General features: G+C 73.6%; 15 protein-coding genes. 10 read left to right on the forward strand and 5 right to left on the reverse strand.

Annotated features, from left to right (window positions below; genetic code table 11):
* Positions 1-336: 336 nt before the first annotated feature.
* From ACZ7JA_RS31760 to ACZ7JA_RS31785, 6 genes are all read left to right on the forward strand, one after another.
* A complete protein-coding gene (locus tag ACZ7JA_RS31760) occupies positions 337-1,620 on the forward strand; it encodes a helix-turn-helix transcriptional regulator (protein WP_470811803.1) in 1,284 nt (427 codons plus the stop codon).
* A gap of 114 nt (positions 1,621-1,734) precedes the next feature.
* Positions 1,735-2,376 carry an NADPH-dependent F420 reductase gene (locus ACZ7JA_RS31765; protein WP_389450509.1) on the forward strand — a complete coding sequence of 214 codons (642 nt, stop codon included), beginning with the start codon at positions 1,735-1,737 and terminating at the stop codon, positions 2,374-2,376.
* A 455-nt stretch (positions 2,377-2,831) separates the two neighbouring features.
* A complete protein-coding gene (locus tag ACZ7JA_RS31770; RefSeq protein WP_351669321.1) occupies positions 2,832-3,632 on the forward strand; it encodes a thioesterase family protein in 801 nt (266 codons plus the stop codon).
* Between the two features lie 146 nt (positions 3,633-3,778).
* Positions 3,779-4,582: an alpha/beta fold hydrolase gene (locus ACZ7JA_RS31775; RefSeq protein WP_389298274.1), complete on the forward strand. Its 804-nt coding sequence runs from the start codon at positions 3,779-3,781 to the stop codon at positions 4,580-4,582.
* Positions 4,582-5,958, forward strand: a complete 1,377-nt coding sequence (locus ACZ7JA_RS31780; protein WP_470811806.1) for a PP2C family protein-serine/threonine phosphatase — start codon at positions 4,582-4,584, stop codon at positions 5,956-5,958. Before ACZ7JA_RS31775 ends, ACZ7JA_RS31780 begins: the two co-directional genes overlap by 1 nt.
* Complete coding sequence (locus ACZ7JA_RS31785) at positions 5,955-6,284, forward strand: STAS domain-containing protein (protein ID WP_351669327.1); 330 nt, start codon at positions 5,955-5,957, stop codon at positions 6,282-6,284. The genes ACZ7JA_RS31780 and ACZ7JA_RS31785 overlap by 4 nt, the downstream gene beginning before the upstream one ends.
* Positions 6,285-6,371: 87 nt before the next feature.
* Here the strand turns inward: ACZ7JA_RS31785 and ACZ7JA_RS31790 are convergent, their stop codons facing one another.
* Positions 6,372-6,845 carry a glutaredoxin domain-containing protein gene (locus ACZ7JA_RS31790; RefSeq protein WP_351669329.1) on the reverse strand — a complete coding sequence of 158 codons (474 nt, stop codon included), beginning with the start codon at positions 6,843-6,845 and terminating at the stop codon, positions 6,372-6,374.
* A gap of 119 nt (positions 6,846-6,964) precedes the next feature.
* Here ACZ7JA_RS31790 and ACZ7JA_RS31795 point away from each other — a divergent pair, with 119 nt between their 5' ends.
* Positions 6,965-8,245, forward strand: a complete 1,281-nt coding sequence (locus ACZ7JA_RS31795; RefSeq protein WP_470811809.1) for an ATP-binding protein — start codon at positions 6,965-6,967, stop codon at positions 8,243-8,245.
* 119 nt (positions 8,246-8,364) lie between these two features.
* Here the strand turns inward: ACZ7JA_RS31795 and ACZ7JA_RS31800 are convergent, their stop codons facing one another.
* Both ACZ7JA_RS31800 and ACZ7JA_RS31805 read right to left on the reverse strand, forming a co-directional pair.
* A complete protein-coding gene (locus ACZ7JA_RS31800; protein WP_470811811.1) occupies positions 8,365-9,213 on the reverse strand; it encodes an SDR family NAD(P)-dependent oxidoreductase in 849 nt (282 codons plus the stop codon).
* A gap of 11 nt (positions 9,214-9,224) precedes the next feature.
* On the reverse strand, positions 9,225-9,689 hold the full coding sequence (locus ACZ7JA_RS31805; RefSeq protein ID WP_450746783.1) for an SPW repeat protein: 465 nt from the start codon (positions 9,687-9,689) through the stop codon (positions 9,225-9,227).
* Positions 9,690-9,855: 166 nt separating this feature from the next.
* On the opposite strand from ACZ7JA_RS31805, the gene ACZ7JA_RS31810 reads away from it, so the two are divergent.
* On the forward strand, positions 9,856-10,461 hold the full coding sequence (locus ACZ7JA_RS31810; RefSeq protein ID WP_351669335.1) for a TetR/AcrR family transcriptional regulator: 606 nt from the start codon (positions 9,856-9,858) through the stop codon (positions 10,459-10,461).
* Positions 10,458-11,444 (forward strand): DMT family transporter, encoded by a 987-nt coding sequence (locus tag ACZ7JA_RS31815; RefSeq protein ID WP_450746776.1) that lies wholly within the window; start codon positions 10,458-10,460, stop codon positions 11,442-11,444. The genes ACZ7JA_RS31810 and ACZ7JA_RS31815 overlap by 4 nt, the downstream gene beginning before the upstream one ends.
* A gap of 19 nt (positions 11,445-11,463) precedes the next feature.
* On the opposite strand, the gene ACZ7JA_RS31820 is transcribed toward ACZ7JA_RS31815, so the two are convergent.
* Both ACZ7JA_RS31820 and ACZ7JA_RS31825 read right to left on the reverse strand, forming a co-directional pair.
* Entirely contained in the window at positions 11,464-13,545 is a 2,082-nt protein-coding gene (locus ACZ7JA_RS31820) for a SpoIIE family protein phosphatase (RefSeq protein ID WP_351669339.1), read from the reverse strand.
* Between the two features lie 46 nt (positions 13,546-13,591).
* Positions 13,592-14,515 (reverse strand): amidohydrolase family protein, encoded by a 924-nt coding sequence (locus ACZ7JA_RS31825; protein WP_470811886.1) that lies wholly within the window; start codon positions 14,513-14,515, stop codon positions 13,592-13,594.
* A gap of 253 nt (positions 14,516-14,768) precedes the next feature.
* Here ACZ7JA_RS31825 and ACZ7JA_RS31830 point away from each other — a divergent pair, with 253 nt between their 5' ends.
* The gene (locus ACZ7JA_RS31830; protein ID WP_470811814.1) at positions 14,769-16,187 is read left to right on the forward strand and encodes an MFS transporter; all 1,419 of its coding nucleotides are present in this window, start codon (positions 14,769-14,771) and stop codon (positions 16,185-16,187) included.
* Positions 16,188-16,291 lie beyond the last annotated feature (104 nt).

Raw genomic sequence — 16,291 nt, forward strand, 5'->3', positions numbered from 1 at the left:
AATACCCAACTCCTTTTAATCCACTGTCGGTTGAGGCGCGCCCGTAGTGCCGCGCGCGTACGGCGGGACCGCGGCGCCCGTACGCGCCCGCCGTCTCACCGCCTCCTTCAAGCGAACCAGCCCCGACCCCCGCCGCAGGGCCCGAGACGCGCGAACGGCTCAGGCAAATGCCCGACTGCCGAAGGCGCCGGCGGTCGCTCGCGGGTCCGGTCGTGCGCTAGGTGCGGGCCGCTCCGGAAGCACCCCGTCCGGTCACCCCCGCATGTCCGCCGCGCTACGGGAAACGCATGATGTGTTACGCAAAGTAACGTAGTAGACGGTTGAAGGAGTTGGGCCGTGGACGAGACCGAGCTCAAGGCGCTGCTCGAGACCCTTCCGGTGTCCTGGTGGGAGGCCGACGGCGGACTGACCGTCGTGGACAGCGGGGGAGGCGCGTTCGACGACGAACGCACCGCCCGGCGCTTCCTGGAGGCCCTCTGCGCCGACCGCGGCGGCACACCGCTCCCCGCCGACGCCGGCCCCTACCAGACGTCCTTCGAGGGCCGGACCTTCGACGTGAACTGGCCGGCGCGGGACCTGGGGCCGGAGCGCGGCAGCAGGGGAGTGGCGGTCGAGGTGGGCGGCGGCGCGGAGGACAACCCGTACGCCTCGTTCGCCGACCTCACCCCGGCCGCGGCCTTCGTACGGGACGCCGGCGGCCGCTATCTGTGGGCCAACCACGCCTACGCCCACCTGTACGGCACCACGCGCGACGCCGTGATCGGCTGCCACCTCGCCGACGTCGACGAACCCGGCGACGTCGAACGGTTCCTCGCCCTGGACCGCGAGACCCTCACCTGCGGCACACCCGTCCGGCACACCCTCGCCTACCGGCGCTCCGACGGTTCACCGGGCCACGCCGCGGGCTACCGCTTCCCCGTCCGCTGGGGCGCCGCGCGCTGCGTGGCCGGCATCTACGTCGACATCACCGAGCACACCCGGGCACTCGACCAACGGCACCGCGCGGAGGAGGACTTACGCGCTCTGCGCGATCACAGCGGCCTGCCCTGCGTCCGCCTGTCCGTGGACGGGCTCGTGGAGGAGGCGGGTACGGCGGCCGCGCAACTCCTGCGTGTGCGCCTCTCCGACCTCATCGGCCGGCCCGCGGACTCCCTGCTGGCGGACACGCCGGAACGCACCGGCCTGCACCGGATCTGGCACGACCTCGTGAGCGGCCGGCGCCGAAGCGCCCGCACCTGCGCCGTGCTCGTCGACGCGGACGACCGCCGGCGCCGGGCCCTGATCCAGTTGAGCGCCGTGTGCCGGGCCCCGGAGCGGGTGGCCGGCGTCTGGGCGGTGCTGACGCACCTGGGCCTGCCCCACGAGGCGCGGCCGCCCCTGACCGCCGCCCAGGTCCGGATACTCGCCCTGCTGGCCGCCGGGCGCAGCAACGCGGAGATCGCCAGGACGCTGCACCTGTCCCGGCAGACCGTGGACTACCACCTCAGCCGCCTGCGCGACCTGCTGGACGCCGCGACCCGGCCGGCCCTGGTGGCGCGGGCCTACGTACTGGGCATCCTGGCCCCGCAGGCCTGGCCCCCGAGGTCCGCCACGGCGGCCCACCCGCTCAGCCCGGTCTGACGCGCCCGTGCCGCCCCGGGCCCGCCCGGCCGTGGGCCGGGCGAGCCCGTCGGTGGCGATGTCCGGGCGGGGGAGTGAGGCTGGAGAGCGGGGACCCGGACCGAGGAGTCAGCCATGATCGTCACCATCGTCGGCGCCGGAAACATGGCACGCGGCATAGGGACCCGGGCGCTCGCGGGCGGTCACTCCGTCCGGCTGTACGACCGCAACCGGGCGAAGGCGGAGGACCTGGCAACGGCTCTGAGCCAGGCGGGCTCCGGGCCGGAGGTCACGGCGGCCGACGCCGGCGCCGTGACCGGTTCCGACGTCGTGGTGCTGGCCCTGCCCTACCCGGCCGGCTGCGAGGTGGCCGCCGCGTGGGCCGGCACCCTGGCCGGGAAGGCGGTTGTCGACATCTCGAACCCGGTGGACTTCACCACCTTCGACTCCCTGGTGGTGCCGGCCGGCACCTCGGCGGCCGAGAAGATCGCCGCCGCGGCGCCGGACGCCCGGGTGGTCAAGGCCTTCAACACCACCTTCGCCGGCCCGCTCGTCAGCGGAGAGGTGGCCGGTCGGCCGCTGGACGTCTTCGTCGCCGGAGACGACGACACGGCGAAGGAGACCGTGTCCGCACTGGCCTCCTCCGCGGGGCTGCGCCCCCTGGACGTGGGGCCGCTGCGCCGGGCGCGGGAGCTGGAGGCGTTCCAGTTCCTGCACATGGCGGCGCAGGAGCGGCTCGGCCTGAACTGGTCGAGCGCCATCGCGATCCTGCCCTGAGGGCCGGCACGGGGCGGCCGGCGTCCGGCGGCCGCGGAACCCGCGGATCCGGGCGGTGATCGGCCCCGCGCATCGACGCGGCCCCCCCACGGCCCGCCGGACGGGCTCGCCAGGGACTTCGGCGGCCGCGCGGCAGCGCAGGGGCATCGTCGACCAGGGGGGCGCGCGGTCGCACCGCTGACAGCGGCACACCGTACGCCCGGCCGGCCGGCACGGGTGCCGTGACCGTGTATTTGGACCCCGCGCGGCCCGCCGTCCCGGGACCGGCGGGCCGACGCCTCGGTGGGCGACGACGCGGGGTAGTCGGAACCTACGTGGTGGCCGAGGGAAACGGAAGCCCCAATTCCTTTTGATCTTCGACTCCTTGACGGTCGCCCTTCCGTACGCCGCGGGCCTCCTGAGGTGAGCAAGCGCTTGGTAAGCTGCGGGAAGTCGTGGGACAGGGAGGACGCACCATGCCGTCGTCGCAAGCAGAGGCCTTCTACGAGCGGGAGGCCGCCGACCGGTTCCTCCCCACCGGCTACACCCGGGGTCCCTGGGACGCCGGTTCCCAGCACGCCGGCCCGCCGGCCGCGCTGCTCGGGCTCGCCGTGGAGCAACGGCCGGGGGCCCGGCCGGACATGCGGATCACCCGGCTCACCTACGAGATCACCCGGCCCGTCCCCCTGCGGCCGCTCACCGTGACCACCCGCGTGCTGCGCGCCGGACGCAGCGTGGAACTCGTCGAGGCCGCCCTGACGCCCGAGGGCGGTACGGAGGTGATGCGGGCGACGGCACTGCTGATGCGGACGGCGCCCGAGTCGGTGCCGGAGGTGTCGCCGGGTCCGCAGGTGCCCGGGCCCGGCGCCGTGGACCCGCAGGCCTTCTTCCCCGTCCCCTGGGACCAGGGCTACCACACCGCCATGGACGTGCGCTTCGCCGCGGGCTCGTTCCTGGAACCCGGTCCGGCGACGGCGTGGATGCGGATGCGGGTGCCCCTGGTGGCGGGCGAGGAGACGGCGCCGCTCAGCAGGGTGCTGACCGCGGCGGACTCCGGCAACGGCGTCAGCTCGGCGCTCGACTTCCACCGCTACGTCTTCGTCAACGCCGATCTCACCGTCAGCCTGCACCGCCATCCCGAGGGCGAGTGGGTCTGCCTGGACGCGCGGACGATGGTGGACGGCGCCGGCATCGGACTCGCCGAGTCCGCCCTGCACGACGAGAAGGGCCCGCTGGGACGCGGCACCCAGAGCCTCTACGTGACCGAGCGGGGCTGATCAGGCGGTCGCCCGGGCAGCCCCGGTCGCCCGGCGGCGCCGCTCGGCCGGCCGGCGCCGCTCGCCCGGCCGCTCGCGGCGACGCCGGGCCGGCATCCGGGGGCCGCCGTCCCATGCCGGCCGTGGCGGATGGGAGGATGCATGGTATGGACATCCGCCGAAGGAACAACGTGACGGTCGCCGGCCCGGCCGCCGCTCCCGCCCTGGTGCTGGCGCACGGGTTCGGCTGCGACCAGAACATGTGGCGCCTGGTCGCGCCGGCACTGGCGGAGCGGTACCGGGTGGTGCTGTTCGACTACGTGGGCTCCGGCGGTTCCGACCTGTCGGCCTGGAGCGAGGCGCGGTACTCCACGCTCGACGGCTACGCCCGGGACGTGGTCGAGGTCTGCGAGCACCTGGACCTCGACCGGGCGGTGTTCGTGGGCCACTCGGTCAGCGCCATGGCCGGGGTGCTGGCGGCGCGGGCCGCGCCGGAGCGGATCGGCGCCCTGGTGATGGTCGGGCCCTCGCCCCGCTACATCGACGACGAGGGCTACCGCGGCGGCTTCGACGCCGAGGACATCGACGAGCTGCTGGTCTCCCTGGAGTCGAACTACCTCGGCTGGTCGTCCGCCATGGCCCCGGTGATCATGGGCAACCCGGAGCGGCCGGAGCTGGGACAGGAGCTGACCAACAGCTTCTGCGCCACCGACCCCGACATCGCCCGTGTCTTCGCCCGCACCACGTTCCTCTCCGACAGCCGGGACGACCTCAAGAGCGTGGCCGTTCCCACGCTCGTCCTGGAGTGCGTCGAGGACGCCATCGCACCGCGCGAGGTCGGTGCCTACGTACACGCGGCGATCCCCGGCTCCCGCCTCGTCACCCTCGACGCCACCGGCCACTGCCCGCAGTTGAGCGCCCCCGAAGCCACGACGGCGGCGATCCTCGACTTCCTGCGGGACCTGTCGTGATGTGCCGTACGGACAGCCTCTCCGAGCCGCCCGACCGCAACGGCCGGGGCGGCGGCGCGGAGGACCTCGACCCGGCCTTCACCGCCCTGCTCGAGGACAGCGCCGAGGACCTCTACGAGGCGGCGCCCTGCGGCTACCTCTCCACCCTGATGGACGGCACGGTCGCCAAGGTCAACGGCACCCTGCTCGAGTGGCTGGGCCTGCGGCGCGAGGACGTCGTCGGACGCAGGCGCTTCGCCGACCTGCTGACCGTCGGCGGCAGGATGTACCACGAGACGCACTTCGCGCCGCTGCTGCGCATGCAGGGCGAACTGCGGGGCGTCGCACTGGAGATGAAGACCGCCCGGGGCACCCGGCTCCCGGTGCTGGTCTCCTCCGCCGTCAAGCACGGCAGCGAGGGCGAGCCCCTGCTGATCCGCACGACCGTCGTCGACGCCTCCGACCGGCGCGCCTACGAAGAGGAACTGCTGCGCCGCCGCCAGGACGCCGAACGCGCCCGCGCCGAGGCCGAACAGGCGCGCGTCGAGGCCGAGGAGGCGAGGAAGCAGGCCGAGGCCGACCGCGAACGCCTCGCCGACGCGCTCGCCGTGCTGCAGAAGTCCCTGCTGCCCGACACCCTGCCGGCCGTCCCCGGACTGGAGACCGCCGTGTACTACCACACGGCGTCCCCCGACCAACTCGGCGGCGACTTCTACGACTTGTTCCCCATCGACGGCGACCGCTGGGCCTTCTTCCTCGGGGACGTGTGCGGCAAGGGCCCCCAGGCCGCCGCCCTCACCTCGCTGACCCGCTACACCCTGCGCGCCGCCGCCCACCACACCCCCGAGCCCGCCGCCGCGCTGACGACCCTGAACACCGTCCTGCACGAGCGGTACACGGCCGGCGGCGACCCCAGGTACTGCACCTGCATCTTCGGCATCCTCGAACCCGGCACCGGCGACGGGCGCACGACCGTCCGGCTGGCCTCCGGCGGTCACCCCCCGGCGCTCGTCATGCGAGCCGACGGCCGCGCCGAGCCGCTGCACACCCCCGGCGGCCTGCTCGTCGGCGCCCTGCCCACCGCGCCCTTCACCGCCGCCACGACCACCCTGGCCCCCGGTGACACGCTGCTGCTCTACACCGACGGCCTCACCGAGGCCCGCACCGGCCCCACCCGCGACAGCCTGTACGGCGAGGACGGACTGCTCGCCTTCGCCGCCGACCACGCGTCGGCCACCCCGCAGGCGCTGATCGCCGCGCTGACCGAACTGCTGGAAGGCTTCGGCGACGGTCTCGACGACGACACGGCCCTGTTCGCCATCGGAGCCCCGGCCCCCAAGGTCCCCGCCCGGGCCTCCGCCGCCCGTCCCCACCCGGCAACGAAGCACAGACGATGACCCCGCTCAACATCACGCACCGCGACGCCACCGCGGGACCCGTCCTTTACGTGGCCGGCGAACTCGACCACGCCCAGGCCGCCATGCTGCGGCAGGAACTGGACTCCCTCACCCTGAGCCCGGGCCAGTGCCTGGACATCGACCTGTCCGGCCTGGAGTTCTGCGACTCCACCGGGATCACCGTCCTGCTCGCGGCACGCCAGCAGGCCGAGGCCGCGGACGCCGGCATCGTCCTGACCGCGGTCCCGCCCCACCTCCTGCGGATCCTCACGATCGTCGGCCTCGACCAGGTCTTCACCATCCGCCCGGCCCCGCCGGCCGACTGACCGCGCAGCCACGCCGTACGGCCGGCTGACCGCGCCACCACGGCGCGCGGCTCCGGCCGCGCCGTCACGCGCGGGCGCCGGCCGCCGTCAGCCTGCCGAGTCCGGTGCCGTTCCGCCGCCCCCGGCGGCCTCGGACAGCCGGTCGCGCAGCCAGCCGGGATCGGGATTGACGTACGGGCGATCCGCCACGAGGACGGTCGGCACGGTCTCGTCGCCGTTGTTGACCGCCCTGACCGCCGCCGCTCCCGCCGGGTCGCGCCAGATGTCCACCCAGTGCAGCCGTCCGGCCTCGCGGCCCAGCCGGAAACGAAGCCGCAGGCAGTACTTGCAGCCGGGCCGCCAGAACACGACCGGCCGCCCGTCGACCGCGCTGAGCCGCCGGGCCTCCTGCGCACTGACCGACCTCGGGAAGATCACCGGCGAGTACAGGACCGCCATCACGAGGAACCACAGCAGCACCGGCGCGGCCGCTCCGGTGCCCCTGCCGAGGAGGCGGAGACCGGTCGCGATCACCGCACCGCTGAGCCCCAGCAGCACCGGGACGGTCCAACTACGCGTCATGAACACGCACGTTATCGGGCCGCCGGGTGATCCCGGAACCCGACGGCCCGCCCGACTCGGCACCGCGCGCTGCCGCGGCGGACAATGGGATCTCCACGCCGAGCGAGGTGGTGGGGACGATGCCCGTATGGCACCTGCGCGACTATCACGACGACGATCTCGACCAGGCCATCCAGATCTGGGACCAGAGCCGCGGGACCGACGAGGACCGGGTGTTCCCGGTCTCCGAGGTGATGGCCGCGGCCAAGTCCGGGCAGACGGCGGTCGTCGCCGTGGTCGGCGAGGAGCTCGTGGGCATGGCCGTGGCGGAGTCCTACGCCAAGCGGGGCTGGATCCTGCTGGTGGCGCTGGCCTCCCGCTGGCGCGAGCGCGGTATCGGCAGCGCGCTCGTCGCCGAGCTGGAGCGGCGGCTGCGGGCCGCCGGAGTGCGTCACATCAGCGCGCTGCTGCCCGCCCACGCGGCCGGGACGAAGGCCCTGGCCAACTCGGGCTACGAGTCCCGCGACGACCTCACCTACTTCGAGAAGTTCGAACCGTCGGGGACCGCCGACGCCGACGTCCTCGCGGCCCTCGGCGGCCGGATGTTGCCGGAGGGGCTGTGGGACGCGATGGCGGGCATGGAGCGGGAGAAGCAGGTCATCGAGCGCCGGGTCGTCCTGCCGCTGACCGAGCCGGTGCTGGCCGACCGCTACGGCGTCGTCCCGCCGAAGGCGGTCATGCTGTTCGGCCCGCCCGGCACCGGCAAGACCAGCTTCGCCAAGGCCGTGGCCTCGCGGCTCGGCTGGCCGTTCGTGGAGCTCTTCCCCTCCCGCCTCGCGGCCGACACCGGCGAAGGGCTGGCGGCGGCGCTGCGGGAGGTGTTCGCGGAACTGGCCGAACTGGACTCGGTCGTGCTCTTCATCGACGAGGTGGAGGAGATCGCCGCCGTGCGGTCCGGGAAGGCGGTCGACCCAGGGCACGGCGTCACCAACGAGCTGCTCAAGCTCATCCCCGTCTTCCGCGAACACGACGCACGCCTGCTCGCCTGCGCCACCAACTCGGTCCGCTCCCTCGACCCGGCGTTCCTCCGGCCGGGCCGGTTCGACTACGTCATCCCCATCGGCCCGCCGGACCCGACCGCCCGCTCGGCCATCTGGGCCCGCTACCTCAGAGCGGCCGCCACCGACTCCATCGACCTCGCGCGGTTGGTGGAGGCCAGCAAGCTGTTCACCCCGGCCGACATCGAGTACGCGGCCCGCAAGGGCGCCCAGGCCGCGTTCGAACGCGAGGTCGCCGAGCGCCGGGGCGCGCCGGCCACCACCGACGACTACCTGGCGGCCATCGCCGACACCCGGCCGACGCTCACCGCCCGGGCGATCGAGGAGTTCACCGAGGACATCGACAAGCACAGCCGGCTCTGACAACCACGCCGGCGGCAGTGTCCGTACGCGCCGGCCCGCGCGTGCCGACGCGGAGGCAAGTGGAGGACGCGGAGGAACGCGGAAGATGCGGGCGAGCACGGCGGCGGAAGCCGACGCACCTACTGCGGCTCACCCGCCCGTGCGTCCGCGGCGCGGTAGCGTTCCGCCAGGACGGCGCCCGATCCGTTGCGCAGGGCGAGTTCCGCCTCGGCCAGCCCGGTCAGCGGCCCGGGGTCGGACAGGCCGGGCACGCACAGCACCTCCCCGGTCTCCAGGCCGGCGAGGGACGCCGCGACCACGTCGGCGGGCGGCATGCCGCCGTCCTCGTGGACCCGGGCCTCGCCGCCGACCGGGGCCTCGCCGGTGCCGAGGTGGAACTCGGTGGCGGTCAGCCCGGGGCAGACGACCTGGACCCGCACCGGCGAGTCGGCCAGCTCGGCGGCGAGGGTCCTGGTGAACGTCACCATGTAGCCCTTGGTGCCCCCGTAGACGGCCCGGTGGGGGAGGGGGCCCGGGGGCAGGGAGCCGGCGAACGCCAGCAGCGAGGCGACGTTGACGACGGCGCCCCGGCCGCGGGCCACCATGCCGGGAAGGGCCGCGCGGGTGAGCGCCGTCGGCGCCACGACGTTCACGTCCAGCACCTTGGCGAGCAGGGCCTGATCGACCTCGGTGAAGGGTCCGTACCCGTTGATCCCGGCGTTGTTGACGAGCAGCGCCACGTCGTCGGCGGTCACCCGCTCCGCGACCCGGGCGAGGTCCGGGGAGCGGGCGAGGTCGGCCACCAGGGGCTCGACCCCGGCCCCGCACCCCTCGCGCAGCCGTCCCGCCAGCGCGTCGAGCCGGTCGGCGCGCCGGGCGACGAGCACCAGGTCCCAGCCGCGCCGTGCCAGCGCGGCGGCGTACTCGGCGCCGATCCCGGACGACGCCCCGGTCACCACCGCCCGGCGGGCCGGCTTGTCGGACGCCACGCGCTGTCCGGTCAGCGGCCGGAGGCGTACGGCGCGGACATGCCGCTGTGCCGCGACTTCCCGGATTCGGCCTTTCCGGCTGCCGCGGTGGCCGCCAGCGCGAGCAGGGCGGCGATGGCGCCGGTGATGACGTTGTTGACGATGGTCTTCGTGGTGCTGACGTCGCCCGCGACGACCCACGGGGAGATGATCATCCAGATGCCCAGGATGCAGGCTCCCCAGGCCATGCTGTGGGTGCGTTCGTAGGCGCGGCCGAAGCCTCCGCTCATGAGGAGGGCGTAGGCGATGCCGACGATCAGGTTGTTGACGGCGAGGGTGGACAGGCCGTTGAACCCGGTGATCCACGGTGACGCCGCCATGTAGATGCCGGTGAGGAAGGCCAACGTGCCGACGGCCTGCCCCTGCGGGGTGCTCGTGGCGCGCTCGGCCATCTCGTGACGCATGCGCATGTCGACTATGTCGGGGTGTGTCTCCATCGAGGGGCCGTGCGAAGTGGTCATTGCCTTCACCTCGTAGTGAGTGACGGGTCTTCGCGGACCGGGTACCCACCCGATCGGGTCAAACCGGACTTACTTCCGCACGTGTCCAGCCGCCGTACGTGGGCTAATCTAGGTAGACCTACCTACCTAATCTGGATGGCCCATGGGTGACACCGGCATGAGTACGACGGCGCGCGGCAGGCGGCGACCGGCGCGGGAGCGGCTGCTGGAGGCGGCGGCCCGGCGGTTCTACGCCGACGGTGTGGCGGCGACCGGCATCGACACGATCACCGCCGAGGCCGGCGTCGCGAAGATGAGCCTGTACAACAACTTCTCCTCCAAGGCCGAGCTGGTCCGCGCGTACCTCGACGCCCGGCACGCGGAATGGCTCGGCCTCTACCGCGCGCGGCTGGAGTCGGCCGCGGGCCCGCGGGACGGGGTCCTCGCGGTCTTCGACGCGTACGCGGACCACGCCGCGTTCGCGTACGAGCGGGGCTTTCGCGGCTGCGGTCTGCTGAACGCCGCCGCCGAGTTCCCGGCTGGGGACGAGGGCCGGGACGTGGTCCGCGCCCACAAGGAGGAGGTCGAGCGGCTGATCGCCGGGCACCTGGCCGAGCTGCTGCCCGGCCGCCCCGACGAGGCCCGCGCCACGGCGGAGCACCTGTCGTTCCTCCTGGAAGGGGCGATGGCCCGCGCCGGCCTGGAGGGGAACGACGAGCGCCTGCGGCACGCCCGCGCGCTCGCGGCCGGCCTGCTGGACCGGCTGTGAAGGGCGCCGGGCGAGGCCGGTCCGCCGGCACGGGTGCGCTGTGCGTGCTGGCGGCTTCCGTGCTGTGGGGGACCACCGGAACGGCCGCCACCTTCGCGCCGGACGTCGGCCCGCTGGCCATCGGCGCGGTCGCGATGGGGCTCGGCGGACTCCTCCAGGCCCTCGCCGCCGCGCGGCGGACCGTCCGCGCCGCACCACGCCTGCGCGCTCACCGCGGGACCGTGCTGCTGGGCGCCGTCTCGGTGGCCGTCTACCCACTGGCGTTCTACAGCTCCATGCGGCTGGCCGGCGTCGCCGTCGGCACCGTGGTCTCGATCGGCACCGCCCCACTGGCCTCGGCGGTGATCGAGCGGGTGGTGGACCGCCGCCGCCTCACCCGCCGCTGGACGCTGGCCGCCTGCCTCGGCCTGCTCGGCACGGCCCTGCTGTGCGTCGCGGAGGCCGCCCACGCCTCCGGCGGCGCGGGAGGACGCTCCGTGGCCGGCACGCTGGTCGGGACCGGCCTCGGACTCGTCGCCGCCGCGACCTACGCCCTGTACTCCTGGGCCGCGCACCGGCTGATCACCGGCGGGATCCCCTCACGGGCGGCGATGGGCGCCGTGTTCGGCCTCGGCGGTCTGCTCCTGCTCCCCGTCCTCGTGGCGACCGGCGCCCCGCTCCTGGACTCGTGGTCCGGCGCGGCCGTCGGCGCCTACATGGCACTGGTCCCGATGTTCGCCGGCTACGTCCTGTTCGGCTGGGGGCTCGCGCACGTGCCGGCCAGCACGGCCACCACCCTGTCCCTGCTCGAACCGGCCGTCGCCGCCGTCCTGGCCGTCCTGGTCGTGGGCGAACGGCTCCCCGTCGCCGGCTGGACCGGCATCGTGCTCGTCGTCATGTGCCTCGCCGTCCTCACCGTGCCGACCCGCGCCGGAGCCGTGGTGCGGGAGGAGGTGACACGCCCGGGCGACGTACCCGCGCGGGCGCCCACGACCGGGAGCTGATCGGCCGGGGCGCCGGTGGCTACGGTGTCAGCGGCCGGACGCGGGCGACGAGCAGGGCGACGTCGTCATGGCCGGTCGAGTGCCGCAGCCGGCCCAGCAGCCGGTCGCAGGTCTCCTCCACGGTGCTCCCCGGCTCGGCCAGCAGCCGCAGCAGAGCGTCGAGACGGTCGTCGATGGCGTCGTCGCGGGTCTCGACCAGACCGTCGGTGTAGAGAACGAGCTGGTCGCCCGGCTCCAGGGTGAGACTCGTGGTGTCGAACGGTGCGCCGCCCACGCCCAGTGGGAGACCGGTGGGCAGGTTCAGCAGCGTGGGCGGCCGCCCGGCCGGGATCAGGACCGGGGGCAGATGACCGGCGGAGGCCAGGTGGACCAGCCTGCGACGCGGGTCGTAGACGGTGTAGAGGCAGGTCGCGATGTACGGGTCGAGACTCAGGGTGATCCTGTCGAGGTGGGTGAGGACCCGGGCGGGGGAGAGGTCCAGATCGGCGAGCGTGGAGGTGGCGGTCCGCAGCCGGCCCATCGTGGTGGCGGCGTCGATGCCGCTGCCCATGACGTCGCCGACGGTGAGGACGGTCCGGTCGCCGTCCAGGGGGATCACGTCGTACCAGTCGCCGCCCACCTGGCTGAAGGCCTGCGCGGGCCGGTAGCGCGCGGCCACCTCCAGGCCGGGGTGGCGGGCCGGGAGCCGGGGGAGCAGGCTGCGCTGCAGGGTCTCGGCGGCGCTGCGGATGTGTTCGTGGAGGACGGCGTTGTCGATGCTCAGCGCGGCGGTGGAGGCGAGTTCGCAGGCCAGGGCGAGATCGTCGTCGTCGAACGGCTGCGGGTTGCGGGCGCGGGCCAGGCCCATGACACCGATGACGTTGTCGTGGGCGATGAGCGGGATGGCCATGTCGGTGTGCACACCGGCCCGGGCGAGCAGACCCGCCTTCTCGGAGTCGGCGGCGATCCGGTCGTGGCCGCCGCGGTCCACATGGGTGATCAGCAGGGGCTTGCGGGTGCGGACGCAGTGGGCCGCCGGATGGTCGGCGTGGTACGTGGTGAGGGAGCCGGGTGGAACGATCGCCGCGGCGGCGTCGGTGACATAGGCGGTCTTGACCGCCATGGAGCGGAACTGGGCGAGGTCGTCGCCCAGGTCGGCCCGGCCCGTCTGCAGGACGGAGTCCAGCAGGTCCACCGCGACCATGTCGGCCAGGTCCGGCACCACGACGTCGGCCAGTTCCCGCGCCGTCCGCTCCACCTCCAGGGTCGTGCCGATGCGGGCCGAACCGTTCGCCATCAGCCGCAGCCGCTGCTGTGCCCGGTCGGCCCTGCGGCCGGCCTCGTAACGGTCGGTGACGTCGATGACCACGTTGGCGATGCCCAGCGCGTGCCCGTGCGTGTCCTCCAGCCGGTAGAGCGAGACCGCCCAGGCGTGGTCGCGATCCGGGTCGGCGGCGGTACGGCCCACGATCTGCCGGTCCACCATGGGCGCACCGGTCGCCAGGACCTCCCGCATCGCGGTCTCGGCACTGCGGAACGGCTCACCGGGCAGGACGTCCCGGAACGTCCGGCCGACGTGCTCGGCCTCGGGGAAGCCGTGCATCTGGGCCATCGCCGGGTTGACCGCCAGGTACCGCAGGTCGTTGTCGAGGACGGCCAGTCCGACCGGCGCCTGGGTGACCAGCCGGGTGGACAGGGCCACCTTGTGCTCGACCTGCCGCAGGGTGGCCCGGTCGGTGGCGAGCCCCAGGGCGTAGTGATCGCCCAGGTTGTCCGTCAGCCGCATGTTGCGAAACTCCACCATCCGGGTACGGCCGTCCTTGTGCCGGACGGGGAACGCTCCCGCCCACCCCCGTCCGGACACCATCACCTCGGCGAAGAGCGCGACCGCCGCGTCGCGGTGCTCGGGGTGCAGGAGCAGCGGCGCCGCGTACTGCCCCACCGCTTCCTCCTTGGTGTAGCCGAACAGCTCCTCGGCCTGCGGGCTCCACATGTCGATCCGGCCGTCTGCCTCCAGCAGCACCGCGGCGACACCCAGCAGGTCCAGCAACCCGCTCGGTTCCGCGACGGTGCTCTCCGTGCGGTCCCTCGCCCACTGCGGGCTCTGTTCGGCTCGGCTCACCGGCCTCGCCTCCTTCCCTACCGCAGCGGCACTCCATCCATCATGCTCACAGCCCGAACAGCTTCGCCGCGTTGTCGTGGCACACCGCCCGCAGCCACTCCCGGCCGAGACCGAGCCGCCCCAGGGCGCGCAACTGGTGCGTGTACGCGTAGGGGATGTTGGGGAAGTCGGAGCCGAGCAGCACGCGGTCGCCCAGGTCGGCGAGCCGGGGCAGGGCCCGGCGCGGGAAGGGCATGAGTTCCTCGGTGAAGTCGGTGAACGCCATCGTCGTGTCCAGCCGCACCTGCTCGTACCGCTCGGCGAGGCCGAGGAAGTCCTCGTACTCGGGCATCCCCAGGTGCGCGACGATCAGCCGCAGCCGCGGATGGCGCGCCAGCACCCGGGCCATCGGCCCCGGTCCGGTGTACTCGCCCGGCGCGGGCCCGGAGCCGCAGTGGATCACCACGGGGATCCCGGCCTCGGCGAGCACGCCCCAGGCCGGCTGGAGCAGCGGGTCGGCCGGGTCGTACGCCCCGACCTGCACATGCGCCTTGAACACCCGGGCGCCCGCCTCGACGGCCTCGCGGACGTACGCCTCGGCGTCCGGCTCGGGGAAGAGCGTGGCGGTGTGCAGACAGTCGGGCGTGCGGCGGGCGAAGCCGGCCGCCCAGTCGTTCAGCCACCTGGCCATGCCCGGCTTGTGCGGGTAGAGCATCGACGTGAAGGCCCGGACACCGAACGACCGCAGCAGGGAGGTCCGCTCCTCCTCCGCCTTCCGGTAGGCGATCGGCCACTGGAGGCCGGCGGTCAGCGGTCCCTGCGCGTCGAAGTAGGCCCACACCTTGTGCAGCACCCGCTCGGGCATGAAGTGCGTGTGGACGTCGATCAGCCCGGGAATCCCGAGCCCGCTCCAGAAGCGGCGGACTTCCCCCGCCTCGTCCGGGCCGGCGCTCCCGGCCGGGCCGCGCGCGCCGGTCGCCGCGGACGGCATGTGGTGATCACTCATGCCGCCCACGATCGGCCCTGGCAGCGGTGCGGGTCCACCCCCCTCCCGAGCGCCGCCCCGGTGGAGCGCCGCTCCGAACACCGTCGATCTCACATCGTGGTACTTGCTTTTCATAAAGCAAGACGGGTGAGATCGTTTGCAACGCCCGTACAGTTCGCACGGTCTTTCGGCGAGGGGATGCGTGCGGGCCGCGGGCCTTCGGTAACCGATCTCCACCTCGCGCGCGAAAGACCGAGCAATGCCCGCACCATCCACTTGCTCCGCCCAGACACCCGCCAATCCGCGGTCTCGCGTCCTCATCGCCAGTCTCATCGGCACGACGATCGAGTTCTACGACTTCTACGTCTACGCGACCGCCGCGGTCCTGGTCTTCCCCTCCCTCTTCTTCCCGGGCGGCGACCCGGCCACGGCGCTGCTGTCGTCCTTCGCGGTCTTCGGCGCCGCGATGGTCGCCCGCCCCATCGGCGCCATCGTCTTCGGCCACCTCGGCGACCGTCTCGGCCGCAAACGGACCCTCGTGGTCTCGCTGCTGACGATGGGCCTCGCCACGCTGCTCATCGGCGTGCTCCCGACGTACGCCCAGGCCGGCTGGACCGCCACCGCGCTGCTCGTCCTCATGCGGCTCGCGCAGGGCTTCGCGCTCGGCGGCGAGTGGAGCGGCGCCGCGCTGGTCGCGACCGAGAACGCGCCCCGCGGCAAGCGCGCCCTGTACGGCACCTTCCCGCAGCTGGGAGCGCCGCTCGGCTTCATCATCGGCAACGGCCTGTTCCTGGTCATCGGGGCCTTGCTCCCGTCCGCCGCCGGAGCCGACCCCACCCAGCCCTCCGACGCCTTCCTGAGCTGGGGCTGGCGCATCCCGTTCCTGTTCTCCGCCGTGATGGTCGCCATCGGCCTGTGGGTGCGGTCGCGGCTCGTCGAGGCCGAGGTGTTCGCCAAGACGCGCGAGGCGGGAAAGGTGCGCAAGCTGCCGCTCGCCACCGTGGTCCGCGGCCACTGGAGGCAGCTGATCCTCGGCACCTTCTTCATGCTGGCCACGTACGTCCTCTTCTACCTGATGACAACGTTCTCCCTGAGCTACGGCCGCACCCCCGAGGACGCCGCCGTGCCCGGCCTGGGCTACAGCTACACCACCTTCGTCCTGATGATGATCTTCGGCGTGCTGTTCTTCGCCGTGTTCACGCTGGTCTCCGGCCCGCTCGCCGACAGGTACGGCCGGCGCACCACCCTGATGTGGATCACGGCCGCGATCGTGGTCTTCGGACTGGTCTGGGTGCCGCTGATCGGCCTGGGCACGCTCGGCGTGGTCCTGTGGCTCGTGCTCGGTTTCACGCTGATGGGCATGACGTTCGGCCCGATGGGCGCGCTCCTGCCCGAACTGTTCCCGACCAGCGTGCGCTACACCGGGTCCGGCATCTCGTACAACGTCAGCTCGATCCTGGGGGCGGCCGTCGCCCCGTTCATCGCGGTGGCGCTGTGGCAGGCCGGTGACGGATCGCCCTGGCTGGTCGGCGTCTACCTCTCCGCCATGGCCGTGCTGACGCTGGTCGCGCTCTTCCTCGGCGAGGAGACCAAGGACGTCTCCCTGGACGACGGCGAGAGCGCTTCGGCGGACGACGACGTCCGCGCCGGGGCCGCCTCCCCGGCGGTCGCCCCGTAGCTCCGGCGTCCTGGCCGGAACCCGGCCCCCGGCCCCGCATCCCTGCGGCGCCGGGGGCCGTCGCGCGCCCGCCCGCCGGGCCCGGATTGAGGGGCCCCCGCGCG

The organism is Streptomyces sp. NPDC038135 (genome assembly GCF_055601245.1).